Here is a 26,167-nt window from a genome sequence, read left to right as displayed (position 1 = left end):
ATTTACTAGGTAGTCACACAGATGAAGTAGCATAAACAATAAAAATTTACGGATAGGTCAAGGAGGTTTTCTATTATGGCAGAGCGTTTGGTAGGCCGTCAGGCCCCAGATTTTTCAATGGAAACAGCAACAGGAGACGGTAAGGATTTCGGTACAGCTTCACTTGCGGATTACAAAGGCAAATGGCTGGTATTGTTCTTCTATCCACTAGATTTCACTTTTGTATGCCCTACAGAAATCACAGCTTTGAGCCTTGCAGCTGCTGAATTCAAAAAATTGGACACTGAAATTCTTGGTGTCAGCGTAGACAGCAAACATAGCCACCGTGCATGGATCAACACGCCGGTTAACGATAATGGCCTTGGCCAACTTGAATTCCCGCTTGCTGCCGATATCACAAAGAGCGTTGCTCGTGACTACGGCGTATTGATTGAAGAAGAAGGCATCGCGCTTCGCGGCCTGTTCATCATCAACCCAGAAGGCGAAGTACAATATCAAGTGGTTAACCACAACAATGTAGGCCGCAGCGTTGACGAGACGCTTCGCGTATTGCAAGCTTTGCAATCCGGCGGACTTTGCCCAATTAACTGGAAACCAGGTCAACAAACACTGGTAGCGAAATAAGTATTTCCTGCCGCAACCCGCGCCATTTTATGGTGCGGGTTTCTTTTTTATTTATGCCTATTTCAATGATTAATTAAAATATAAAATGGGGCTGTACATAGCTGTTTAACATGTTTATCCCTCGCAAGGGATGGGGAACTCGATTATTTAACCATGGACAATGGGATACGAAAGCAGGAATTTAGGCCATGCAGGGCGAATAGAATATACTTAACACCAATGAAGATAGAAATGCTAGATTTGGACTAACTCTATCTATTGCTGATTACGAAATAGGTATAATGGTTAAAACTTAAATGATGCTTAAAGAATAGGTTTGCAGTGTAAACCTTACTGGATGCTTACGAAGTTGGTTTGCTTCGCAAACCATTGAGGAGGGGTCGTCAATGAGTTTTTGCTGTGGAGCTAGTATGATCGGTACAAAAGGTACATTGAAGCATTTCCGAACCCATATACATAATGTTCCTATTGTGTTTTGTCCGGTATGCCATCGCGTTGACATTCATTACTTAGTTGAAAATGAATATGAAATATTAGCTGAATACGCGCATGGAGACGGCGCGGCTGAAGTGGATTTCCAGGAATATGTTGAGCAAGAAGGCAAGGCGCTGCTAGAAAACTGCGTCAATCATGAGAATGAAGATCCGATGGATGTGGTCCATAGTCAAATTGATATGGCGCTTGATTTGCTTAGTTTTGCGAAGCAGATTGAGGATACGGAATGGCAGCTTGTGTTGAAGAAGCGTCTTGCGATGCTGAACAACAGAAGAAACAAGCTTCGTCAACGTCGTACCTCCGTTTAGTTTTTTTAACTCGAATGGTGAGCCTCCACTCCGGAGGCTTTTCTTTTTTTCAATAAATGAAAATGTTCTCATAATGTACCCCCTGAAACCGGTCAGACAGAAACGAATCATACTAGTAGTGAGGTGGAGCGGTTGTTACTTGTATTGTTCAAACGCTTTCTGCGGAAGCCAGTTGCCGCAGACGTTGCAGAGGATAAGCGAAAGCTTGCTCCTGAACAATCTGTTGCTCGCATTCGTCAAGGTGACGAGCTGCTTCGCGAGCAGTTCATAGCAGATTACAAGCCTTATATATTGAAAGTAACAAGTCGATTTTGCAAACGGTACATCGATCCGAACCGAGATGATGAATTCAGTGTGGCGCTGTTAGCCTTCAATGAAGCGATCAATCAGTTCGATAGCGATGCAGGAAAATCCTTTATCGGTTTTTCTGAAACTGTCATTCGCCGTCGGCTTATTGACCATGTCCGAAAAGAACAAAGGCATGCGAAGGTAGTTCCTTATAGCATGTTCGACTCCGAGGATGAAGAGCAGCCTCATTATAATTCCGTAGAGACTAGGCAAGCGCTATCCGCATTTGAACTCAAGCGTACGGAGGACGAGAGACGGCTGGAGATCGGGGAGCTGAATCAGGAACTCATTCGATTTGGCATTTCCTTTGCGGAGCTTGTGGAGCACTCTCCGAAGCATGCAGACTCAAGAAGACTGCTGATCGGAATCGCGCAGACGCTTGTCAGCGAAGTGAGCTTGATGGATTCATTAAGGGAAACGAATAAGCTAGCCGTGAAAGAGCTAACGGAAATGTGCGGCGTTTCTCGTAAAACGATAGAACGGAATCGAAAATACATTATCGCCATTGCGATTATCATATCGGGTACATATCCATTTATGCATGATTATTTAAACATAGACGATGATTTCAACCAAGCGAATAAGGAGGCAAGCAAATGAAACGTGGAGTTGTTATGAGCATTCATAAGCAGCATGCAGTAGTAATGACGGCAGACGGTCAATTTTTGCAAGCCCCTATTCAAGGTACGCCGCAAATCGGTGAAGAAATTACGTTTGAAGACGAGTACCGGAAGCCACGACCATTCAAGCCTGCTTATTGGTATAGCGGCGCAGCTGCAGCAGTTGTGTTGCTGATGCTCCTGCCGTTTTGGTTTTATATGCAAAAGGATATGCATCCTGTCGTTGCTTATATGAGCATGGATATTAATCCAAGCGTCGAGCTTGGAGTAGATCGCCAAGGAAAGGTACGTGAGCTTCACGCGCTGAACGAAGACGGAGAGCAGATCATCCAAGGCTTAGAGTTCAAAGGCGTGAGTGCAGAAGAGGTAGCTGCTTCCATATTGCAGAGGGCTAAAGGCTCACATTATCTCGACACGCCGGACAAGGATATTTTTATAACGAGTATGCTCGTAGAAGGGAACTCCGCACTTCAGCTCGATTATGAGAATATTTTGACGGGAAAAGTCGATCGGACGCTGCGAAGTTTGTTGGCTCAGCTCGCAGCGGAAGCGGTGAGCGCAAATGTTACGACCTTGTCGATCCCAAGCGAGCTTCGGGATGAAGCGGCTGCAAATGGAATATCATCAGGCAAAATGGCTGTTTATTTAATGGCTAAGGATGAGGGCTACGAGCTTGAATTGGAGCAGTTGAAGCAGCAATCGATCGATAAGGTTACCGAGCCGATAGGCGGCGTCAAGACGATTGTAGACAAAGCGGCTGACACGAGCAAGGAAAAGCTGAAGCAACTGGTTGAGCGAGAGAAAGAGGAGAAAGTCAAACAAGCTCAAAGCAGCGTTAAGCCAGCGGCAGTGAAGCCTAGCGCGACGCCAAATGCGAGTAAGCCTCCGAAAGCGGCAAAGCCGCAGAAGCCTACAGCTAGTGAAATAAATAAAGGCGGGGCTACAGCGAAACCTAATAAAAACGGGACATGGGGCGGCAATCAGCCGACGAAGCCCGACAAATCTAATAAGCCAAGTTCGCCCAATAAACCGAATACGGGAAAGAATGACAATAAGAAAGACGACAAGAATGATGATAAGAAAGATGATAAGAATAACAACAAAGATAAAGACAAGGATAAGTGGGGGAATTGGAAGGATTCCAATAATAAGGATCGCAACGGCAATGAAAATAGCAACTGGGGAAATAATGATGATCATGGCAATGATCATGAGTACAACCGGAACGGGTGGAAAAAAGGAGATCGGGACAGCAAAAAATGGGAAGACAAAAGAAAGGATACCAAGCAGGACAAAGAGAATCGCAGTGAGCGGTATGACCGATCGCGTGCATGAATTTGTGCAGTAAAAACGTTTAAAGGAAGGAATATAGATGTGCAGGCTAAAGTCCTATTGTACGGAATGGGAGACTAAAAGCCTATCGCCGAAACAAAATTCGACAGGATTTCCGATTGACAGCTATTGTAAGCTCGCCCTATGATTAGTAGTAACTGTAACCGTTATCTTATCGACGTTGCCGGGGAGGAGTACATGATGCAGGCCATTCGAAAGCGCTATTTCCCGGCGCTTGCCGAGTATATACGAAGTGGTAAGGAAGTATCGCTATTCCACGCCAATGAGCTTGGCAAGGAGCTTTACGGAATAAACCCAGAAGAAATTATTGCCATACATGAGGAATGCATTCAAGCTTTGGCTGCCAATGTAGATTCAGATGAAGCTGTTAGGCTGTACAACCGTTCTTTCGTTTTTTTGATGGAAATCATGGTCGCTTGCCGTTTTCGTCTAAGGCCAGAACAGACGACCGAGCAGAAATTTACCGAAATGCGGGAAATGCTGTTTCGTTCCAACCGCTCGTTTGAAATGGTCAAGAACAAATATGAGAACGTACTTCAGCACATGGATAGCGGAATTGCTCTGTTTGACAATGATGGCATTTTGTCATTCATTAATGTCCAGATGGCCAAGCTGTTGGATATTCCGAGGAAGACGTTAATCGGCTGTACAATCAAGGAAATATTAAGGCATCGCCAGCTTACGAGCACAACCAAACGAACGGTTCTTAGGCTTTATAAAGAAATGTTTCTGCTGCGTGGACGTTATTATGAATTCCAGCATAAAGATGGCAAGCATTTGCTAGTGACGGTCACCTATGGCGACCAATTAGATGGCGATTTTCTCATTAGTGTCAAGGACGTTTCGGAGTACAAACAGATCGAGCAGACGGCGCTGCAAAATGATAAGCTAGCCATGCTTGGGAAGATTGCGGCTGCGATAGCACATGAGATTCGGAATCCGTTAACGAGCATTCGCGGCTTTATTCAGCTCCTTCGGCCTTATTTGCTGGAAGTAGGCAAGGAGGAATACGCAAGAATCATTTTAACGGAAATCGACCGGGCCAACGACATCATTTATGAATTTTTGAATTCTTCCAAGCCGTCGGCGCCAATGAAGCAATTGGTTCCCATTGATCATTTGATCAAGGAGGTCGTGCTCCTAACCGAAAGCGAAGCGTTGATGCGCAATTGCGAAATCAAGTCGGAATGCTATTGCCCCGGTCCGTTGGTATCCATAGACGTCAAGCAAGTTAAGCAGGTCATCTTGAATATTGTGAAAAACTCGCTTGATGCGATTGAAGAAGTACAGAGCGAGCGAAGAGGCTTGATCGAAATTATTACTCGAAGCGCGGGCAAAACCGCTGAAATCATTCTTAAGGATAACGGCAAAGGGATGGACAAGGCCACGATGAGCAGGCTGTTTGATCCGTTTTTTACAACGAAGCAGGCGGGGACCGGTCTTGGATTATCGGTGAGCTACCGTATTGTCCGCAATCACAGCGGTACGATCCGGGTTGAAAGCGAAGCAGGGGTAGGAACGGAATTTATTATTACATTGCCACTGGCGGAATAAGGGCAATTAGCGCGGCTTGCCCAGGGTTAAAAACAATCACAAAGGTGGTATAGGAGCTCTTCTCCCCAATGTGGAGAGGGCTTTTTGTTATGTTAAACACGCAGAGCAGCATCCACGTATGGCGAATATAAACATGGAAATGTCAAAGGACGTTCGGTATAATGGGTTTGAAAAAACTTGTTGATTATAAGCCGTCAGGTTGGTTAAATATTCTAGTTTATCAAGCATAAACGGCTGCAGCCGTTTTTCGCCGGTATCGGCGTGCTTCACGGCGAAAAATAAATAATCCGTTAAATTGACAAAGGTTATCTATTTTGAATTATCAAATGGGAAAGCGAGGCTACACAAATGAGCGTTCAATTGACTTATGGAGTACGAGGCTCCGAACACGCAGCTCCAGATGCTGTAGTGAGATTCGTCAGCAAGAAAGAATTGGCTCAAGGGGAAAATGCGGTCGCCATTATTCAGCCGCAAATTGATGAAGCGCTTAGAGGGCTGTATGCAAAGGGATTGTTTAAAGCAGATCCGGAGCAAACAGAAATCGTAGCTACTTTAGGGTTATATCCGGCTGCCCATATTGTTTTTGCCGGTATTGATCTGGACGGGGGAGCAAGAGGGCTGCGCCTCGCCGCCGCGGCAGCAGCAAAGGCCTTGAAGAAATTAAAGGCTGAGCATGTTCACATTTTGCTACCAGAAGCTTTGACAAATAGTACAGGGAACGACATCGGTGCTGAGCGCGCGGCCCAGGCACTCACAGAAGGTTTGCTGCTTGCCCTGCACGTACGCCAGCCGCTTAAACGAGAGCAAAATGAACGCTTCGGATTAAAGGATGTTGCTTTCGTGCCGCAGGGTTCGGCGATAGCAGCGGAAGATGCTCCGTTGTGGGAGCAAGGGATAGCCAATGGCAAGCTGAATGTCGAGGGGGTAAACTTGGCCCGTGATCTGACGAATTTGCCTGGTAATGACCTTACGCCAGAGCGACTGGCTTATCATGCGGAAGAGCTAGCCAGGGAGCTGGATTTGGAGATTGAAGTGATTGATGAATGGAGCGCGGCAGAGCAGCGGATGGGCGGTTTGCTTGGCGTAGGTCAGGGCAGCATCAATCCCCCACGCATGATTGTCATTCACTATAAAGGAGATTCCAGTACGGAAGAAGCTTGGGGTCTCGTCGGGAAAGGCATTACGTTTGATACTGGCGGTATATCGTTGAAGCGTGCAGAGGGCATGCAGGAAATGATCTCGGATATGGGCGGAGCGGCGGCAGTGCTTGGCGCGATGCGCATTATCGGTGAGCTGAAGCCGGCAATTAATGTGATTGCGGTCATCCCGACTGCCGAGAATATGCCATCGGACCGAGCGATTAAGCCCGGCGATGTCCTGCGGATGATGAGTGGCCACACGGTAGAGATCGTGAACACGGATGCCGAGGGTCGTTTGGTGCTTGCGGATGGTTTGACGACTGCGATTACTAGAGGCGCCACTCGACTGGTGGATGTGGCGACGTTAACCGGAGCGGTTTCTGTTGCGCTTGGACTTGAAGCTACTGGTGCCGTGACGAACAATGATGAGCTCTTCAAACAGGTGCAAGCAGCTTCCGAGCGCTCGGGAGAAAGAATTTGGCAGCTGCCTGCCTATCCGGAATATAAGAAGCAGATCAGGAGCGATGCAGCGGATCTGAAAAATAGCGGCGGCAGGTACGGCGGAACGATTACAGGCGGATTGTTTATCGGACACTTTGCAGAAGGCTTGCCGTGGGTGCATTTGGATATTGGCGGTACAGCTTGGCTTGATGCGAGCAGAGGCTGGGAGCCGAAAGGCGCTACTGGCGTCATGGTCAGGACGTTGGTTGAACTGGTGCTGCACAGCAAATAGTTTTCTGGTTTTTGAATGCCGTGAGAAGCGTTTAATAATTTATTGGATTACAATTAAATGAATATCTTGAACGATAAGGAGGCCCGCAGCTTACAGCGGACCTCCTTTATTTGATGGATGCAAGAAATAAATGCTGGTGAATGGATGCCTGCTTATCCGATAAAGGTAGTGATGCTTTTTTTTGGAAATATGGCTTGACGGATTTCTTATACCATGTACGCTTATAGGTGTAGAAGGAGCAAGCTGTTAAACCTTTCCGTGCCTGGACGAAAAAACGTATGAGAAAAGGGGTATACTGAAATGAATGCAATCGATCGTAGGAAAAATGAGTTGTTGGCCTACAACCCGCCTGCAACGCTTGGCGCCGATGAACTGGATCAATACTGGGATGCTGTCCTTGCCGAGTATCAGGATCAGCCGCTTGATATCGAAAGAAAGAGAGTAGATACCCCGATCCCGTCTATAAGAGCGGAGCGTATCACCTATAAGGGGAGCGATGAGACGCCGATTCATGGCTTATACATCGTACCGCAGCAAGGTTTGGAAGGTGAATTGCTTCCTTGCGTCGTTTTGTTTCAGGGCTATACCGGCGATAAAGGGCTGCCGGAGCGCTATTCTTCATGGCTGCTGCTTGGCTATGCGGTATTCGTAGTGGACGCACGCGGGCAAAGCGGAGAAACCGGCAATTTATTGACGTCCGAGCAAGGCTCGGTCAAAGGCTGGGTAACGCAAGGCATCTCAGAAATCGAGAACAGCTATTACCGCGCGATTACGATGGATACGGTAAGGGCGGTTGATGTGGCTGCACTTCAGCCTGAGGTCGATGCCTCGCGAATTGCGGTTGTCGGAGGAAGCCAAGGCGGCGGACTCGCGCTGCTTGCTGCAGCCTTGAACCCGAAAGTGAGTGCCGTCATTGCGGACATTCCAAATATGTGCCATATGGATCATGGAGTACTGCATTCCACGGGCTCATTGACCGAAGTAGCCCAGTACATCAAGCGCTATCCGGATCGGTTAAGCGTCGTCATGGAAACGCTTGCCCATTTCGACCTGCTGAACCTGGCTGAACGCATTAAAGCCCCGGTGCTGATGTCGGTGGGCTGGAAGGATACGGTTTGCCTGCCGGAGACGGTCTATGCGGTTTATAATAAAATTCGTTCTCATAAACAAATCAATGACTATCCATTCTCCGGTCATGAAGTAAGTGAATACCAGAATCGGAAGAGTATCGAATTTTTGCAAGAGATGCTGAAGTAAACGCTGCGTCGCCAACAAGCTTGCTGGTTCTTAGGAACGAGATTGGCAGGCTGGATGGCACGAGAACGACAATCAATGCTTGAAATGGATGATATCAATGCTAATATGATTATGGATGGCGAGCTTACTATGTACTAAAATATAAGGTAGTTATCGCAGGTTGAAACTTTTGCGAGGATTTAACAGTATTATTAGAATATCCATGAAAATAAAAGCAATGTGAAAACGATTTATGCAAGTGCAAGTCGGCGGGCATGCATGGCGCGCTTCGCCTTGGAAGATAATAGAATGGCAATGAATAGAGAGGGTGGAATTTTCTGCAATGAGCAACCATGATGAGCGTAATTATTCGCCTTGGCAAAGCTACTATGGTCCCAATCTGGGGTACGTGCAGGAGCAGTACGAACGTTTCTTAACCGATCCCGGTTCCGTTGAAGCAACGGTTCGCGAGCAGTTTGAACGTTTTGGAGAGCCGCCGGCGGTATCAATGGGAGCGACTCCAAGTCCGGCTAAGTCTAGCGATCAACAGGCTGCATCACCTGCAGCGACATCTGGTCCGATTGATTCAAATATGTTGAAAAAGGTTGTGGCTGCGCATCAGCTTATGCTGAATATACGCAGATACGGCCATTTAGCTGCGGATATTGACCCGCTTGGCTTTAGCCCAGCTGCGGATACGAAGCTGCTTGAACCGGAAACCTTCGGGTTGACGCAAGCTGATCTTGCCTCTATCCCTGCATCGCTTATTTGGGACAACGCGCCAGCGTCGATCTCTAATGGCTGGGAAGCAATTAGCCGTTTAAGGGAAATCTATACCCGTTCAGCAGCATATGAATTTACACATATTCATGATGAGAATGAGCGGAATTGGTTGAACAAGCAAGCGGAATCGGGCAGTTTCCCTGCGCCGCTGTCGGCAAGAGAGCGTTCATCGCTGCTTGAGCGTCTGATGGAGGTAGAGTATTTCGAAAACTTCCTGCACCGTACATTCGTTGGGCAGAAGCGCTTCTCAATCGAGGGCGTGGATATGCTTGTGCCTGTGCTGGACGAAATCGTTCGTTCTGTTGCGCATGACGGAGCCAATAACATTCTAATGGGCATGGCGCATCGCGGTCGTCTAAATGTATTGACGCATGTGCTTGGCAAGCCATACGAGAAAATTTTCTCTGAATTCCATCATGCACCAAATAAAGAGCTTATTCCGTCCGAAGGTTCCATGGGCCTCAATTATGGCTGGACCGGCGACGTAAAATACCATTTGGGTGCAGATCGCGCTGTGAAGGAAGGCGAAACGATTCGCGCCAACTTGACGCTTGCGAATAACCCAAGTCACCTTGAATTCGTCAATCCGGTTGTTGAAGGCTTTACGCGCGCTGCTCAAGAAGATCGCAGCAAGCCAGGCATGCCGCAGCAGGACCCGTCGAAAGCCGTTACGATCTGTGTACATGGCGACGCGGCATTTATCGGAGAAGGCATCGTAGCGGAAACGCTCAACTTCAATAAACTACAGGGCTACCATAATGGCGGCACGCTGCATATCATTGCGAACAACCGTCTTGGCTTTACGACGAACAGCATTGATTCGCGTTCGACGCATTATGCAAGTGACCTGGCGAAGGGCTTCGACATTCCAATCGTACACGTAAACGCGGATGAGCCGGAAGCCTGCTTAGCGGCAGTGCGCCTCGCTTGCGAATACCGCCTTCGCTACAATAAAGGATTTGTCATTGATTTGATCGGCTATCGCCGGTTCGGCCATAATGAAATGGATGATCCGGAAGTAACTCAGCCGCTAATGTATGCAAAGGTTCGCAACCACCCTACGGTCAGCGTCCTTTACAGCGAGCAGTTGAAGAGCCAGAAAGCAATCACGGAAGAGCAAGTGGAAGAGCTGCGCCAACGTACAAATGGCAAGCTTCAGGCTGCTTATGACGCCATGAAAGCGAAGGAAGACCAGCCGAAGGTGCGCGGAGAGCAACAGAAGCCACCGCTTCCAGCAACAGAGGAAGCTCGTACAGCGGTTCCGCTTGAAACGCTTCGAGACATTAACCTGGAGCTGCTTAACCGTCCGGAAGGCTTCACCGAATATACGAAGCTCCAACGTATCTTGCAGCGCAGAGCTTCCGCTTTGAACGATGGGGAAAAAGTGGATTGGGCACATGCAGAGACACTTGCATTCGCTACGATTCTTGCGGACGGTACGCCTATCCGCCTAAGTGGCCAAGATTCCGAACGCGGAACTTTTGCACACCGCCACATTATGCTGAACGATAATGCGAATGCAGCCAAGTTCTCTCCGCTGCATATGCTGCCGCAAGCGAAGGCATCATTCGCTGTGCACAACAGTCCGCTATCGGAAACAGCGGTACTTGGGTTTGAATATGGTTATAATGTATTTGCGCCGGAAACCTTCGTTATTTGGGAAGCGCAATATGGCGATTTCGCCAACGTGGCACAAGTAATATTTGACCAGTTCATTTCGGCCGGCCGTGCAAAATGGTCGCAAAAATCAGGCATTACGATTTTGCTTCCACATGGCTATGAAGGCCAAGGACCTGAGCATTCCAGTGCTAGACTGGAACGTTTCCTTCAGCTTTCCGCTGATAATAACTGGACGGTTGCGAACCTGACAACGTCCGCCCAATATTTCCATCTGCTTCGCAGACAGGCTTCTATCCTAGGTACGGAGCATGTTCGTCCGCTCGTTCTTATGGCGCCTAAGAGCTTGATCCGTAATCCGCGCGTCGCTTCCCATGGCGTTGAATTTAGCGAAGGCTCGTTTAAGCCGGTGCTGCCGCAATTCAGCCTGACGGAACCGAAGGAACAGAAGGATAAAGTGAAACGCTTGCTGCTTTGCACAGGCAAGGTTGCTATCGATGTGGAAGAAGCTCTTGCTTCCTCTAACGCAGAAGATTTCGAATGGCTGCGCGTAGCGAGAGTAGAACAGCTCTATCCATTCGCCCATGCAGAAATCGAGCGTATCGTGAAGCAGTATGATAAGCTCGAAGAAATCGTATGGGTACAGGAAGAGCCGAAAAACATGGGCTCATGGAGCTTTATGGAGCCGCGCCTGCGCGCGTTGGCACCTAAGAAAGCCGCTGTCCGCTACGTCGGCAGACCTGACCGCTCAAGTACGGCGAGCGGTCATCAAGAGGTGCATGCCGCAGAACAAAAATGGATCATTTCAACAGCATTGAACGGCAAACCAGTTGAAACAAGTTTGATAAGGGGGTAGCGACTAATGGCTGAAATTATAGTACCGGAATTAGGCGAGTCCATCTCGGAGGGCACGATCACCAAATGGTTCGTGAAGGAAGGAGACTCCGTTAATCAAGGAGATGTCCTACTGGAGCTTGAAACCGATAAAGTTAACATTGAAATTAGTGCCGATAACAGCGGCGTAGTATCGCGCATCGCTAAGCAAGACGGTGATGTCGTACTGGTAGGCGAAGCCATCGGTTCCATCGGCGAAGGCGCTGGCGGTGCAGCAGCACCAGCGGCTCCAGCTGCTGAACAAGCAGCGGCGCCAACAGCACCTGCTGCACCTGCGACGGCTCCAACCGCACCAGCGGCAGCGCCGACAGCAGCTCCTGCAAGCGAAAGCGCAGCAGCGATCAACGCTTCTCCGGCAGCACGCAAGCGTGCCCGTGAGCAAGGCATTGATCTTTCACAAGGACAAGCTCCTGCTCCAGCAGTAGCAACTCCTGTGAAATCAGCTCCGCTTACGCATGCTGAGCCAGCTAGCGCAAGCAAAGATGCTAAACCGACAGAGCGCAAACGGATGTCCCGTCGCCGGGTAACGATTGCAAACCGCCTCGTAGAAGCACAGCGTACAGCTGCGATGCTGACAACGTTCAATGAAGTCGACATGACGGCGATCCTTGATTTGCGCAAACGCCGCAAACAAGCGTTCTTCGAGAAAAATGACGTAAACCTCGGCTTTATGTCTTTCTTCACCAAAGCGGTAGTTGGCGCGCTTAAAGCATTCCCGCTGCTCAATGCTGAAATTGACGGCGAAGAAATCGTAACGAAAAAATTCTATGATATCGGCATTGCCGTTTCTGCGAAAGAAGGCTTGGTTGTTCCAGTCGTTCGTGACGCAGATCGCCTTAGCTTCGCTGAAATCGAGAAAAACATCGTTGAGCTTGCCGGCAAGGCAAGATCCAACACGCTTGCGATCTCTGATCTGCAAGGCGGCAGCTTTACGATTACGAATGGCGGCGTATTTGGTTCCTTGCTGTCAACGCCAATTCTTAACGCACCGCAGGTTGGTATTCTCGGCATGCACAAAATTCAAATCCGTCCAGTTGCGATCGATGACGTTCGTATGGAAAACCGTCCGATGATGTATATTGCCTTGTCATACGATCACCGTATCGTAGACGGCAGCGAGGCTGTGCGCTTCCTTGTCACGGTTAAATCGCTCTTGGAAGATCCAGAAGCATTGCTTCTTGAAGGCTAACAAAATCACATAATCATAGCGACTGCCTGCAAAGTAGAGTATTCTACTTCGCAGGCAGTTTTTTTATCCAGAAAGGCAGTTATGAAAAAAGGCTGACGAAACAGGAGCGGAATATAAACGACAACTAACGTAATATCGCACATGTCAGCAGATGTATTTTTGGTTTCGCTAAACTTTTATCGCAATCCATTGCCATTATTCCTTTATTTGGGATAGCGGCAATCTATATTTATATTTTAATTTGATTGCGGAAGCAGGAAGAAGGCAGGCGATGTTGAAAGTAAACTAGCAGAACGAGTGATTTGTTTGAATGAGGTGAAAAGCGCGGATGGAGATTGTTGGAGTTGGCGAGCAATTGAGACAAAGCGAAGAAAGGTATCAGCATCTCGTACATATGCTGCCGGATGGGCTTCTTGTTTATTCCGAGGGTGCAATTGTGTTTGCTAACCATGCGTTTCTTGGGATCGTAGGGGCGAGTTCTTTAGAGGAAATCATCACGTTACCGATCAAAAATTTCATTCATTTTGATTATTGGGAGCCGTTTGCCGCTACGATTAATTATTTAATACGGGAAACGAATCCTACCAATTCTGTTTATTATAAGCTGCATGACATGAATCAGGGCACGGTAGAAGTAGAATTGAGAGCGGTTTCAGTCAAATTCGACGGAAAGCCTGCGGTGCAGCTCATTGTTCATGATGTATCCGATCAAAAAAGAATGGAAGCTTCTTTGCAAGAGAAGGACTACTTGTACAAAAGTTTGATGGAAAATGTCGTAGCCGGTGTATTTGTCGGTCACAAAAATAATATCGTTTACGCCAATCCCTATTTATCGGAAATGTTCGGCTATAGCGAAGAAGAGCTTTTTAAGCTCTCGACGTATGACCTCGTTTCCGAGGAAGAATGCAACAAAGTTAAAGCGGTTGTATTAGATGGGATGGAGAGGGGCATGGATCATTTTGCACTGAAATTTAAAGGAATCAAAAAAGACGGGAGCTTCATTTATTTAGAGGGAAACAGCTCAATCATTATGTTTAACGGACAGCCTTGCCTGCTTGGTACCGTGCAGGACGTTACCTTTAAGGAAGAGAAGGAGAGGTTGCTGAGAGACAACGCCAAGCTCTATCAAAAAATGATAAAATTTGTGCCTGAGCCGATTGTACTAACCGATGAAGGCATAATCCTATATGTGAATAAGCTGGCTATGCAGATTATTGGCATCAATGACGATGCAGAGGTCATTGGCAAAAGCGCATTTGATTTTTTTCATGATACACACCGCGATACACTAAAAGAAACGATGCAGTCGATTATGTCGTCAGATGAAGCGACCCCTTTCCAAGAACGGGTGATCATTCGGCCAGACGGGCAATTAATGGATGTGGAATTATCGAGCATTCGGATTAATAATTACATGGGCAAGGATGTTATGCTAAGCGTACTGCGTGATTTAACTGACCGCAAACGTTCGGAAGAAATTTTGATTCGTTCGGAGAAGCTGTCCGCCATTGGCCAGCTTGCGGCAGGAGTTGCACATGAGATCCGCAATCCATTAACAGCTTTGAAGGGATTTACCCAGCTTCTGAGCGCAAAATATCCGGAGCAGCCGCATTATTTTACGATTATGTCCAATGAGATCGACCGTATTACGCTTATTGTTAATGAGTTTATGACATTGGCGAAGCCGCATTTTTCACAATTTCACAACGAGCCGCTTGAACCAATTTTACAAAGCGTTATTTCCATTTTGGAGACGCAAGCCATCTTGTTGAATGTGGAGCTTAAGGTTCATTACGATCAATCGCATCCGATGGTGTATTGCAACGTGGACCAACTGAAGCAGGTGTTTTTGAATATTATAAAAAATGCGATCGAGGCAATGCCAGAGGGCGGCGAGGTAAGTTTGTCGGTGACTACCATGAAAGACGGCTATGTCCATATCCGGATTAAGGATGGAGGTCCTGGCATCCCAGAAGACCTGATCAAAAAGATCGGAGAGCCTTTCGTAACGACGAAAGAAAAGGGTACTGGGCTTGGGATTATGATCAGCACACGCATCATCGAAGCGCACAAAGGTACGCTTCAACTAAGCAGTGCGATTAATGAAGGGACAGTGGTTGAGATTACATTGCCAATTCAGGAGCTGCCTCCAAGCTTAGGGTGAGACATAAACCGGCTCTTCGGCTGATGGAGCAGTCTTTTTGCGCTTGTGGTGAAGCACGAAATAAATAACAGAAGAAAAAGCAATAATAATCGCACAAAGGATATACATGACGCTGTAGCCGTAGCCCGAGGCAAGGGAGCCCAGCGTATAGGAACCGATGCCGTAACCCAAGTCGAACAATAAATAGAACGTGGCTGTTGCGAGTCCGCGTCGATGTGGAGGTGCGGCTAAGACGGCTATCGTCTGAAAGCAAGGCAGCAATGCGCCATACCCAAGACCAATGACTGCACCGGAAATGAGCAGTAAAGCCGGGGAATGCGCTTGGCTAAGCAGCAGCATGCCGATCGCAAATATGGCGATGCTCGGATAAACGATGACATGCTCGCCCACCCTATCCAGCAGTTTGCCGACCATGGGACGGGGAAGCACAATCATAATGCCGAAGCAAACAAAGAAATAACTGGCATATTGATCGATAGCCTGTTCATGGGCAAATACCGACATGAAGGTAACCAAGCCACTGTAGGCAAAAGCGACAACGAATCCGCTGAACGCGATAGGCACAGCTTTTTTCTCGATAAGGTCACGCCAATTCAGCTTGCTGTTGGCTTGTGCCAATGGTTGCTTGGCGGCAGGCTGGCGTTTCGTTGACGCGCCGAGTATGAACGCAATGAAGGAACAAACCGCGCATAAAGCAAACATTGCGGTATAGCCGCCATACGTCGTAATCGTTAACCCAACGAATGGTCCGATCACCATCGCAAGGCTCATAAACAAGCTGAAGTAGCTTATGCCCTCGCCTTTGCGGTGCTCCGGAATGATGCCGATCGCGGTTGTATTGGTGGAAGTCGTCGCGATAGCAAAAGTCCCTCCATGAAAAAAACGGACAAGCAGCAGCATCGCATAACCAAAAACGCCTAAATAAGCAATCGAAAACAATAGGAATAAAAGCAGAGAAATGACGACGATTTTTCGTTCGCCGTATCTCGACATCAGCTGACCGGCAAAAGGCCGGAGCAAAACAGACGCTATGACGAATACGGTCATAGATAATCCGGCTTGCGTATCTGAGCCTCCAAGCCCATTCGTTACATAAACGGATAGGGCAGTTGCTAACGTGTAAAATGAAAAAAATAGAAAAAAGCTGCTTAAACAAATTTTAATGAAGTCAGCGCTCCATAATTTGTTGGTGTTCATCTTATGTTCCCCTCTCAGTTGACAGCCAAGCATGCAGAAGGACCAGCAACGTATTACTCGTGCTGCTCTGCATTTTTATTGATTTTAGCCATAAAGCTTCTAAAAACTTCGATTTCCTGCTCCGAAATATCCGTTAACATACGCGACACGAAATCGGCTTCGATGGGAGCGAGTGAGTGAGAGCTTGCTTTGCCTTCTTCTGTGACATACAGCAGCTGCGAGCGGCGATCATTCGGGTTCGCAACTCGGCGAACGAGCGCTTTACGCTCTAGCTGATCGACTAGTCGGGTAATATTAGCAGGGTCTTTATCCGTACGCCGGGCTAGATCCTTATGCGTAATTCCATCATGCTCTTCTAAGCACATCAACAGCGACCATTGCTCGGGCGTAACATCATAATCCTGAAAAAGCTGCTGGAGCCGATGATTTAATCGTCGTCCTGTATTGCTAATGACATATCCTACGGAATGCTTGAATTCCATGGCATCCACCTGCTTTGCTTATATAGTTGTTATAACAATAATACGCTTAACAACTATATAGGTCAACTGCTCCAATCCATAAAATAGGATTGGAGCTTAGATTAGCCGATTGGCATGGAGCTGATTCTGCTTACGGTACTGCTCAGGAGTAAGTCCGGTATGGAGCTTGAACGCGCGGCTAAAATGGGAGGGATGCTTGAAGCCGACCTCATAGCCGACATCGGTTATGGGCTGCTGGCTGTCGATCAGCACGATTTTGGCCTGATAGATACGTCGCTGCATGAGAAATTGGAAGATCGTGCTGCCCGTTACTTCTTTAAAGGTTTTGGCCAAATAAAACTTACTCAAATGAAGCTCGGTCTGAATACCCTCTAGCGTAATTTCCTCTTGGTATTGGCGGTCCAAATAAGAAATAATGGACTGAACATGATGCTCCTTGGAGGAGGGAAAGCTTGGTATATCCTTTAGCGGCTTCTGGCATAGCTGGTTAATTAGAATAAGAAAATCAAGCAGATGCGCCTTAAAGCGCTGCTGGGAGAATGAATCCTGCAGGGCGTAAAGCTGCTTCAGCCGCAGGAGAGTGGCCTCCACTTCGTCCTTATCTGCTCCGCGAAGCTGCAAGTTGATGTTTTGCAGCTTCTGAAAGGGCTCAAGCAAATCCGCTGCAAACGGAGGCTGAATAAATTGCTTGAAATAAAACGGATCAAAATGCAGCGTCGTGCGGTGATACTCTTCGCTAGGATCAACATGGGCCCGGTGCAGCGTCATGCCGTGCATGAGCAATAGGTCACCCGGCTCCAGCACATGGATGCGGTCATTAATAAGGTAATTCACTTTGCCGCCATGAAAATAATAAATCTCGTAGTGAAAATGGGTATGGTAAGGAACTTGAGCGTGAAAGTCCGAGCTGGTTCCAATCGTATAAGGCTCGCTGATTTGGTGCTGCGTGGCCATCCTTTTGCCTCCCCTGCTAAATACCCTCATTATACACCAACCAGAGTCAAATAAAAGCGCAAACAGGTTAATGCGAATGAAGTCGGCTAAAGCTCGAAGTGCTACCATAAAGGCAGGTTAAAACGTTTGATCATACAGCAGAAGATACATTCAAATAAAAAGGAGCAATCGGGATGCAGATCGTTCGTTTGGGAATTATCGGGCTAGGCAATATGGGCAAGGGCCATTTGGGTTATTTGTTGAAGGGGGAAGTAAGCGGTGTTGAGGTTACGGCAGTTAGTGACTCTATCCCCGCTAACTTGCAATGGGCCAAAGAGAAACTTGGCGATCAAGCAGGTTTATTTTCCGATCCTTATGAGATGATGGATTCCGGCCTAATTGACGGGGTTCTTATCGCGACGCCGCACTACTCGCATCCTGAGCTTGCCATTGCTAGCTTCGAGCGCGGTTTGCACGTGCTTTGCGAGAAGCCGGCAGGCGTCTATACGAAGCAAGTTCGTGAAATGAATGAAGCGGGAAGCAAAGCCAATGTGAAATTCAGCATGATGTACAACCAGCGGACTAACCCGCTTTATGTGAAGCTAAAGGAACTGATTGACGCTGGCGAGCTGGGCGAGATCAGAAGAACCAATTGGATTATTACGAATTGGTACCGCTCCCAAAGCTATTATGACTCGGGCACATGGCGCGCAACCTGGGGCGGAGAAGGCGGCGGCGTACTGCTGAACCAGGACCCGCATCAGCTTGATTTGTGGCAGTGGACGATCAGCATGATGCCAAAGCGCGTCCGTGCTTTTTGTTACTTCGGCAAGCATCGCAACATCGAGGTAGAGGACGACGTGACCGCGTTTGTTGAATACGAGAATGGAGCGACCGGCGTGTTTGTAACGACGACAGGTGAGGCTCCCGGCACGAACCGGCTGGAAATTAACGGAGACCGGGGCAAGATTGTCATCGAAAATAACGAGATCACCTTTTGGAGGCTGCGGGTGCCTGAGCCGGAATTCAACCAACAGTTCAAAGGAGGCTTCGGGCAGCCGGAATGCTGGAAATGCGAAATCCCAGTCACAGGCAGCTATCCCGATCACAAAGGCATCACGCAAAACTGGGTAAACGCCATTTTGCACGAAGAGCCGTTGATTGCACCTGGAGAGGAAGGGATTAAAGGATTAATGCTTTCCAATGCCATGCTCCTGTCCACTTGGACGGATAACTGGGTTGATTTACCGATCGATGAAGACTTATTCCTTCAGCATTTGGAGGATCGCATCAAGGCTTCGGCCTACAACAAGGAGGAGCAGAGCGTATGAGCAAGGCAGATGGCATGAAGTATGCCCCGAAAGGGAAGCCGAATAAAGTGGTAGGGGATGGGCAGTTTGTTATTGCTGCTGTCAGTCTGGACCATGGGCATATCTATGGAATGTGCAACGGGCTCGTCGAAGCGGGGGCAACTTTGAAATGGGTTTACGATCCCGACCCGGCTAGAGTAGAGGCCTTCATTCAGCAATATCCTCAGGCAAAGGCAGCAGAGTCAGAGGAGCAGGTGCTCGCTGATCCAGAGGTCCAGCTTGTGGCAGCAGCGGCCATTACCTCTGAGCGCGGCCCGCTCGGCGTACGCGTCATGCGGCAAGGCAAGCACTATTTTACAGATAAAGCGCCGTTTACGACGTTGGAGCAGCTTGCGGATGCCCGAGCTGCTTACTCCGACACAGGCAAAAAATATGCTGTTTATTACAGTGAACGCCTCCATGTGGAAAGCGCTGTGTATGCGGGTCAGCTCATTGAGCAGGGGGCGATCGGACGAGTGGTGCAGGTGATCGGACTTGGCCCTCATCGCTTGAACGCTCCAGCACGTCCGGCTTGGTTTTTTGAGAAAGAAAAATACGGTGGCATTATTTGTGATATTGGTTCCCATCAAGTGGAGCAATTTTTAGCTTTTACCGGCAATCGCAATGCGACGGTCGTAAACAGCAAAGTAGCCAATTACGCGAATAAGGACTATCCGGAGCTTGAAGACTTTGGGGATATGACGCTAGTCGGTGAGAATGGGGCTACGGGGTACTTCCGTGTGGACTGGCTTACGCCGAGCGGTCTGGGCACTTGGGGCGATGGCCGGACGATTATTCTCGGAACGGACGGCTATATCGAGCTGCGTAAGTATATTGATATCGCAAGGGAAAAAGAAGGCGATAACCTATACCTAGTGAACGCCGATGGGGAGCAGCATATACAGCTGAGGGAAAAAGTGGGTTTTCCTTATTTTGGACAGCTTATCCTGGATTGCTTGAACGGGACTGAGCTGGCTATGACACAGGAGCATGCCTTCAAGGCAGCGGAGCTATCGCTGCTTGCTCAGAAGAATGCGACGCGAGTAGAGTAACTTTAGGAAATGGCAGAAGGAGCTGGATCAGGGGGACGCCTGATGCGGCTCCTTTTTTTTTTGTGAGACGGGGATGGCTGCGTTTATGAGATGCGCAGCAATCGGACAATTTCACCGTCGATTAGCTCATCGCTGACCTTGTGGAATCCCAGCGATTCATATAAGTGAGCGGCGATGTGATTTTCAGGGCGATGTCCGATCATGATGGTCTTGCAGTTCAAGGTCTGGCGCATTAGCGCTATCAGCTGGATTAAGGCTTGTTTGCCATAACCGTTCCCTTGCTGCTTTGCATCGATCATTAAGGCGGGAATCCAGTAGTGACCATTCTCATCTGGTTCTGTACAAAATACAATAATACCTGCGAGGGTTTCCTCAGAGTAAATGGAGAGCAAGGAGAACTCAGCCATATACTTGGACTCCGCAATCCAGTAAACAACGGGAGCAGGAAACACATGGAGCTGCTGAGCTGTAACCTGAAGCTGAGTACAGTCATACCAATTTTCTTTGGACACTGGTTCTAATCGAATACTTATAATAATTACCTCCTGTTATTGGATGTTTTCTCTATATATCTCGGTGCTTGATTGATTCCATCATACAATATGGAAACCGAGCGCGCGGCATACCAAATAACTATAATTAAAGATTACAATTGAGTTGCGATAGCTATTCAAGCCGTTTGGGGGTTATTCAAGTTCAATAAGAACGTATAGGTGCTTAAAGAGCCCGAATGAGGTTGCTCCTAGGCTGGATTGGAGGCTGTAACTACCTCGGTGTGCTTTTTTACAAAATAATAAATTGTAATGATTACTATCTTGACGCGAACGAATGGAGTTGCTATACTAATCAAAGCGTAAAGTTTACTATTAGTCGATGAATGAATCGGCTTTTTTAATGGAGTGTAATCGTAATAATTACGTTTAAATAAAGCGAAGAATAGAACAGAGGTGCTACGGATGACAGCGAACAAAATTCCCGTAACCGTACTAAGCGGTTATCTGGGAGCGGGTAAAACTACGATTATGAATCATGTGTTGAACAACCGGGCGGGGCTTAAGGTCGCGGTCATTGTCAACGATTTAAGCGAATTGAATATTGATGCTAGCCTGATTAAAAACGGCGGCGGTTTGTCGCGCACAGATGAGAGGCTAGTCGAGATGTCCAATGGGTGCATTTGCTGCACTTTACGGGAGGATTTGTTGAAGGAAGTTGAAAAGCTAGCTAAAGAGAATCGGTTTGATTATATTTTGATTGAATCTACGGGTGTTGGAGAACCCGTCCCCGTCGCACAGACCTTTACCTATATCGATGAAGAGCAGGGCATCGATCTGACTCAATTTTGTAAGCTGGATTGTATGGTAACTGTTGTGGATGCGTACCGTTTCTGGCACGACTACTCTTCAGGCGAGACGCTGCTTGAACGCAGCCAAGCTGTGGGCGAGGATGATACGCGCGAGGTTGTTGATCTGCTTATCGATCAAATTGAATTTTGCGACGTGCTTATTTTGAATAAATGCGATCTAGTTGGGGAAGAGGAACTGAAGGAGTTGGAAGGCGTGCTGCGAACGCTGCAGCCACGTGCCAAGTTGATCCGTACAGCCAAAGGCGAGATCGATCCGAACGAAATTTTGAATACCTCCTTGTTCGACTTTGAAGAGGCCAGCCAATCGGCGGGCTGGATGAAGGAAATGGCGGCGCCAGCGCACACGCCGGAAACGGAGGAATATGGTATATCCTCGTTCGTGTATGAACGGACAAAGCCGTTTCACCCACAACGGCTGATGTCCTGGATGGAGGAATGGCCGGAGGAGATTGTCCGTGCAAAAGGGATGGTATGGCTCGCTACCCGTAATGACTATGCGCAGAGCTTAAGCCAAGCGGGGCCCTCCATTCAGTTTGGCCCAGCGGGACAGTGGGCGGCCGCTTTGCCTGATCCGGAGCGCGAGGCCGTACTGCAAGAAGATCCGGAGCTGGCTGAGCTTTGGGATGGCAAGTATGGCGACCGCATAAACAAAGTTGTGTTTATCGGAATCGAAATGAACCGGACAAAGCTGATCGACTCGCTCGATAGCTGTTTGCTCAGCGATGGGGAGCTGGAGGGGAATTGGGACGAGTTCCCTGATGAGTTCCCAAATGCATCGTCAGAGCAGCTGGAGCAGGCTCTGCATTAAGCGATGCTTGAATGAGTTGAATAAAATCATTATTCGTTTAGGAGGTGAATACAGTGAGAGTAATTGTAACGCTTGCTTGTACAGAAACGGGCGACCGCAACTATACAACAACAAAAAACAAAAGAACGACGCCGGAGCGGCTGGAGGTAAAAAAGTATAGCCCGAGGCTCAAACGGGTAACGGTTCATAGAGAAACGAGATAAAAGCAGACCAGAGGTAAAGCAGAACAGAGGTAAGAGCGGATTAGTAAGAGCAGGGGGCGTATCAGAGGTAAGAGTGGTCTAGAAGATCGGACAAGGCGTCCGGTCTTTTTTATATTTTGTTCTTCAACAGTTAGTCATACTTTATGAATTAGATAGAATTTCTCCTGCTAAAATCAGGTTATGAATTGGCCAGATGAATTAAATGGAAATTTTCCCGTTAATCTTACCGTTTTGCAGCAGTTTTGAGTAAATTATTGAAATTAGCGGTACAAATTCCTGCTAAATTGGATAAAAAGCAAAAATCGATCAAATTAGAGGTATAAATTCCTTCTAATCAAAATATCATTCCAGCCCTTCAGCTGACTTTTGCCGATGGAAGCTCCTTTAAATATTTTTTACAAAAATTTGAAAGCCAGAAACACAAATTAATGAATTGTTGGCTTCCGCCTTGCAGTGCAAGATAGAGAAGGAGAGTCGAGCTTCGAATCTCTAATTTCATGCTAGGGGAGGATAATAAAGAATGAAACTCGGTTCACGGAAAATGGTTCAGGTCATGGTCGCGTTTTTGCTGTTAGTTGCGGGGATGATTCCGTATGCGGCTCCTGCAGCGGCTGCGACGGTAACGATCTCTCAAGCAGGCAGTATTGTAACCGCTACCAACGGGAATTTAACGATCACGTATGACTTGGCGGATGGCAAAGGTGATTTCCAAGCTGGAAGCACGGTCATCATGTCGGATTTTTATTCGGATTACGGCATTGTCGGAAGCGGGGCACGTATCAGCTCCTTTGACGCGGGGACGCGTACGGCAAGCTGGACATCGATCGGTACAGATAACTACGGTATCAATGGGAAGCAACTGACGATCACGAATACCTTAAGCGCCGGGTCTACGATTATTCTCCGCATCGCCATGTATGAGAATCGGCCGTATATTCTTGCGGATATGACCGTTACCAACGGTACGAGCAAAAGCATTGATTTTATGGAACCGATCGCGGCAGGAAACCTAGATATCGGTACAGGCTCGGATAAACGCATTTATACGACGCCCTATACGAACAATTATGACTTTGGCGTAGCACCGGTTAATGATTTTGGCAATAGTCAAAATGGCTATGACAGACCATACGGTACATCCGAAAGCTGGGCGCCCTTTAACGGGACGAGCTACTGGGTGGCAGCCATGTTCGACAATACGAACAAAAAAGGGTTTGTTGCGGGCGCAGCGACGACATTCAAGTGGAAAAGCATGCAGTATCTGCGTCAAGCAGCTACGGCTAACGGTCCTTTGACGGCGTTTTCCGTATATAATGCCGGTGGCCAGCAGAGCGGGACCTCGGTATCCTCTGACAAATTTTTTCTGGGTTATTTTGATGACTACCAGAAAGGGCTGGAGACGTTCGGCAGTACCTATGCCGTTGCGGAGCCTAAGCTGGAATGGAATGATGACGTCCCTATCGGATTTAATACATGGTACGCCTATTACGCTTATCCAACGGCTGATGCTATGTTTCCGATGACGGATTATTTCGAGAAGCACTTGAAGCCGCTCGGCTATAATTATATGAATTTGGATTGCTGCTACCAGGGGGCTGATGGTAAAACCGATTTGGAAAACCTGGATGATTTCGTTGATTATGTGCATGCGAAAGGGATGAAAGCTGGCACATATTCCGCTCCGTTTGCTATTTTTGACGATTTGGCGGATACGGTACCGGGCACATCGTATACGTTCGGCAATATTGCCTTGAAGGATGCGAGCGGAAATCCAATCAAGTCGTATATTAACACTTACATCGTAGATGCAACGCATCCCGGCGGCCAAGCCTATATCGAGTGGGTCATGGACACGTATCACGTCGCCCCAGGCTTCGATTATGTAAAGCTGGACTTTATTGATTTGGGCATGTATGACGGGAAGTTCTATGATACGACCAAAAATGGCATGCAGGCTTACCGTATGGGCATGGAGATCATGCGCGATACATTGCTGGCTGCCCCACAGGATATTTATATTAACGAATCGATTGCCCCGCTGCTCCCTTCCGGCTATGCCCATGGCAGACGGACAGGGGTAGATACAACGATTGGGCTGGAGTCCTACCCCGGCATTGAGCGCCAGGCGCTGAATACAGCGGCATCTTGGTGGACGAACGATACGTTGTATGCGTACAACGATCCGGATATGATTTTTCCGGAAAGCGTCATCGACGGCTTTGGCAAGGTAACTCTTAATGAAGCTTCGCTCCTCGCGACAGCTATCATTATGGGAGGCGGCCACTGGCTGATCGGTGACAATGTGCCGTTCATCTCGGAGGATCGAATGGCCATTTTGCAAAACGAGGGCCTGCTGGATTTGGTGAAAAAGGGCAAGGCGGCAAAGCCGGTGAAGATGTCAAATTTCTATCACAAGCTGGAGCATTCGCCAATTGCACTCTATTTGACGGATACGAACGGCGATCGTGTCGTGGGCTTATCCAATTGGGATATGAATAATCCGGCCTCAGTATCGCTATCCTTTAGTGATCTAGGATTAAGCGCAACCACGAATTACACGTTAACGGAGATTTATAGCAAAACAAAAATAGGCCAGTTTACGGGAAGCTACTCGCGTACCTTAAAGCCTGGCGAATCGATTATCGTTCGCGTGTCGCCGCAGCCGTCGTCGCTGCCGCTCGCACCTGTAAATCTTGCGCTTGGCAAGTCGGCCACGGCATCCTCTACCTGGTCGGGCAGCACCGGCTACGAAGCTTCCAAAGTAACGGATGGAAATCTCGCTACCAGATGGAGCGCAGCGGGCGGCACGGCCAACAATCAGTGGATAGAGGTTGACCTTGGCGCAAATACGAACGTTAACCGCGTCGTTCTAAGCGAATACGGCTCAGGCAGCCAAAGCTATCAAATCGATACGTATGCGCTGCAATATTGGAACGGAACAAGCTATGTAGACCTAACCAAGGGATTCACGATCGGCGACCGCCGTATCTATAATTTCCCGACCGTATCCACCACGAAAATAAGGCTTTATGTCAAAACGGCCAGATTCATTCCTTCCATTCAAGACATTGAAATCTATCACGTACCGGGCAATACGGGTTACATCATTGACCAAGACAACAGCAATGGCGCCTATTCTACCTATTCGGATATTCGGGCGACCATTCAGCGGATGCAAACCTTTACCTTGACGCAGTCGAGCTTGCCTAAAATGGATGTTTATTTATATGAAAGCTACGTCAACAAAGTGCCAGAGGATAATCTCTATCTTGATATTGTCCAGCTGGATGCAAGCAACAATCCGGTAAGCACCTTGTTCAGCGCAGCGCTTCAACCGAACAACGTACCGGGAGCGGCAACGCCATATTCGATATACCCCCGCCTGAGCGGACTCGATACGTCGAAGAAATACGGACTGATTCTCCGTTCCCCGGAATCGCTGGATGACGCATCAACGAGCAATAAGTACGGATTCGCTTATAGCGACAGCAATCCATATGCGGGCGGATTTGAGCGGCTATCGACGAACGGCGGCATATCCTGGACAACGGAAAGCAGCGGCAATCGGGATTTGATCTTTACCATTTATAAATAATATGTGAGAAAGACTCTTGCTCAGCTGAAAGTTAGGCTGGGCAAGAGTTTTTTGCTTGTTTAGAAGCATATCGTCCATCATGAACATGATATCGTCCATTGTTCGCGGCGGCAAAAATATCAATAATG

General features: G+C 47.9%; 19 protein-coding genes. 15 read left to right on the top strand and 4 right to left on the bottom strand.

Going from position 1 to position 26,167, the window contains the following annotated elements; all coding sequences use genetic code 11:
* Window positions 1-75 precede the first annotated feature (75 nt).
* The 10 genes from FJQ58_RS12500 to FJQ58_RS12455 all read left to right on the top strand — a co-directional run bounded on the left by FJQ58_RS12500 (window position 76) and on the right by FJQ58_RS12455 (window position 15,057).
* On the top strand, window positions 76-624 hold the full coding sequence (locus FJQ58_RS12500; RefSeq protein ID WP_139993835.1) for a peroxiredoxin: 549 nt from the start codon (window positions 76-78) through the stop codon (window positions 622-624).
* A 386-nt stretch (window positions 625-1,010) separates the two neighbouring features.
* The gene (locus tag FJQ58_RS12495; RefSeq protein ID WP_139993833.1) at window positions 1,011-1,427 is read left to right on the top strand and encodes a hypothetical protein; all 417 of its coding nucleotides are present in this window, start codon (window positions 1,011-1,013) and stop codon (window positions 1,425-1,427) included.
* A gap of 132 nt (window positions 1,428-1,559) precedes the next feature.
* Entirely contained in the window at window positions 1,560-2,375 is an 816-nt protein-coding gene (gene sigI / locus FJQ58_RS12490) for an RNA polymerase sigma factor SigI (protein ID WP_202915257.1), read from the top strand.
* On the top strand, window positions 2,372-3,730 hold the full coding sequence (locus tag FJQ58_RS12485) for an anti-sigma-I factor RsgI family protein (protein WP_139993831.1): 1,359 nt from the start codon (window positions 2,372-2,374) through the stop codon (window positions 3,728-3,730). The genes sigI and FJQ58_RS12485 overlap by 4 nt, the downstream gene beginning before the upstream one ends.
* Window positions 3,731-3,928: 198 nt before the next feature.
* Complete coding sequence (locus FJQ58_RS12480) at window positions 3,929-5,302, top strand: ATP-binding protein (protein ID WP_139993829.1); 1,374 nt, start codon at window positions 3,929-3,931, stop codon at window positions 5,300-5,302.
* A gap of 348 nt (window positions 5,303-5,650) precedes the next feature.
* Window positions 5,651-7,174: a leucyl aminopeptidase gene (locus FJQ58_RS12475; RefSeq protein ID WP_139993827.1), complete on the top strand. Its 1,524-nt coding sequence runs from the start codon at window positions 5,651-5,653 to the stop codon at window positions 7,172-7,174.
* Window positions 7,175-7,474: 300 nt separating this feature from the next.
* Window positions 7,475-8,431, top strand: coding sequence for an acetylxylan esterase (locus FJQ58_RS12470; RefSeq protein WP_139993825.1), 957 nt, complete (start codon window positions 7,475-7,477; stop codon window positions 8,429-8,431).
* 322 nt (window positions 8,432-8,753) lie between these two features.
* The gene (locus FJQ58_RS12465) at window positions 8,754-11,666 is read left to right on the top strand and encodes a 2-oxoglutarate dehydrogenase E1 component (RefSeq protein ID WP_139993823.1); all 2,913 of its coding nucleotides are present in this window, start codon (window positions 8,754-8,756) and stop codon (window positions 11,664-11,666) included.
* 6 nt (window positions 11,667-11,672) lie between these two features.
* On the top strand, window positions 11,673-12,893 hold the full coding sequence (odhB, locus tag FJQ58_RS12460) for a 2-oxoglutarate dehydrogenase complex dihydrolipoyllysine-residue succinyltransferase (protein WP_139993821.1): 1,221 nt from the start codon (window positions 11,673-11,675) through the stop codon (window positions 12,891-12,893).
* A 328-nt stretch (window positions 12,894-13,221) separates the two neighbouring features.
* Complete coding sequence (locus FJQ58_RS12455; protein WP_139993819.1) at window positions 13,222-15,057, top strand: PAS domain S-box protein; 1,836 nt, start codon at window positions 13,222-13,224, stop codon at window positions 15,055-15,057.
* Here the strand turns inward: FJQ58_RS12455 and FJQ58_RS12450 are convergent.
* The 3 genes from FJQ58_RS12450 to FJQ58_RS12440 all read right to left on the bottom strand — a co-directional run bounded on the left by FJQ58_RS12450 (window position 15,049) and on the right by FJQ58_RS12440 (window position 17,690).
* Window positions 15,049-16,254 (bottom strand): MFS transporter, encoded by a 1,206-nt coding sequence (locus tag FJQ58_RS12450; RefSeq protein WP_162341466.1) that lies wholly within the window; start codon window positions 16,252-16,254, stop codon window positions 15,049-15,051. The genes FJQ58_RS12455 and FJQ58_RS12450 overlap by 9 nt on opposite strands.
* Before the next feature lie 53 nt (window positions 16,255-16,307).
* Window positions 16,308-16,736 (bottom strand): MarR family winged helix-turn-helix transcriptional regulator, encoded by a 429-nt coding sequence (locus FJQ58_RS12445; protein ID WP_139993815.1) that lies wholly within the window; start codon window positions 16,734-16,736, stop codon window positions 16,308-16,310.
* A gap of 96 nt (window positions 16,737-16,832) precedes the next feature.
* Entirely contained in the window at window positions 16,833-17,690 is an 858-nt protein-coding gene (locus tag FJQ58_RS12440; protein ID WP_162341464.1) for a helix-turn-helix transcriptional regulator, read from the bottom strand.
* 173 nt (window positions 17,691-17,863) lie between these two features.
* Here FJQ58_RS12440 and FJQ58_RS12435 point away from each other — a divergent pair, with 173 nt between their 5' ends.
* Entirely contained in the window at window positions 17,864-19,000 is a 1,137-nt protein-coding gene (locus FJQ58_RS12435; protein WP_139993811.1) for a Gfo/Idh/MocA family protein, read from the top strand.
* Window positions 18,997-20,070 carry a Gfo/Idh/MocA family protein gene (locus FJQ58_RS12430; RefSeq protein ID WP_139993809.1) on the top strand — a complete coding sequence of 358 codons (1,074 nt, stop codon included), beginning with the start codon at window positions 18,997-18,999 and terminating at the stop codon, window positions 20,068-20,070. The genes FJQ58_RS12435 and FJQ58_RS12430 overlap by 4 nt, the downstream gene beginning before the upstream one ends.
* An 83-nt stretch (window positions 20,071-20,153) precedes the next feature.
* Here the strand turns inward: FJQ58_RS12430 and FJQ58_RS12425 are convergent, their stop codons facing one another.
* Complete coding sequence (locus tag FJQ58_RS12425) at window positions 20,154-20,582, bottom strand: GNAT family N-acetyltransferase (RefSeq protein ID WP_238404019.1); 429 nt, start codon at window positions 20,580-20,582, stop codon at window positions 20,154-20,156.
* A gap of 444 nt (window positions 20,583-21,026) precedes the next feature.
* Here FJQ58_RS12425 and FJQ58_RS12420 point away from each other — a divergent pair, with 444 nt between their 5' ends.
* The 3 genes from FJQ58_RS12420 to FJQ58_RS12410 all read left to right on the top strand — a co-directional run bounded on the left by FJQ58_RS12420 (window position 21,027) and on the right by FJQ58_RS12410 (window position 26,039).
* The gene (locus FJQ58_RS12420) at window positions 21,027-22,241 is read left to right on the top strand and encodes a GTP-binding protein (RefSeq protein ID WP_139993805.1); all 1,215 of its coding nucleotides are present in this window, start codon (window positions 21,027-21,029) and stop codon (window positions 22,239-22,241) included.
* Between the two features lie 53 nt (window positions 22,242-22,294).
* Entirely contained in the window at window positions 22,295-22,444 is a 150-nt protein-coding gene (gene rpmG / locus FJQ58_RS12415; RefSeq protein WP_053377650.1) for a 50S ribosomal protein L33, read from the top strand.
* 520 nt (window positions 22,445-22,964) lie between these two features.
* Entirely contained in the window at window positions 22,965-26,039 is a 3,075-nt protein-coding gene (locus FJQ58_RS12410; RefSeq protein WP_139993803.1) for a discoidin domain-containing protein, read from the top strand.
* The last annotated feature ends 128 nt before the right edge of the window (window positions 26,040-26,167 follow it).

The sequence above is a fragment of the Paenibacillus paridis genome (assembly GCF_006345825.1).
Lineage (GTDB): Bacteria > Bacillota > Bacilli > Paenibacillales > Paenibacillaceae > Pristimantibacillus > Pristimantibacillus paridis.
The sequence above is the reverse complement of the archived record's forward strand: the minus strand, read 5'-3'. Positions and strand labels throughout refer to the sequence as shown.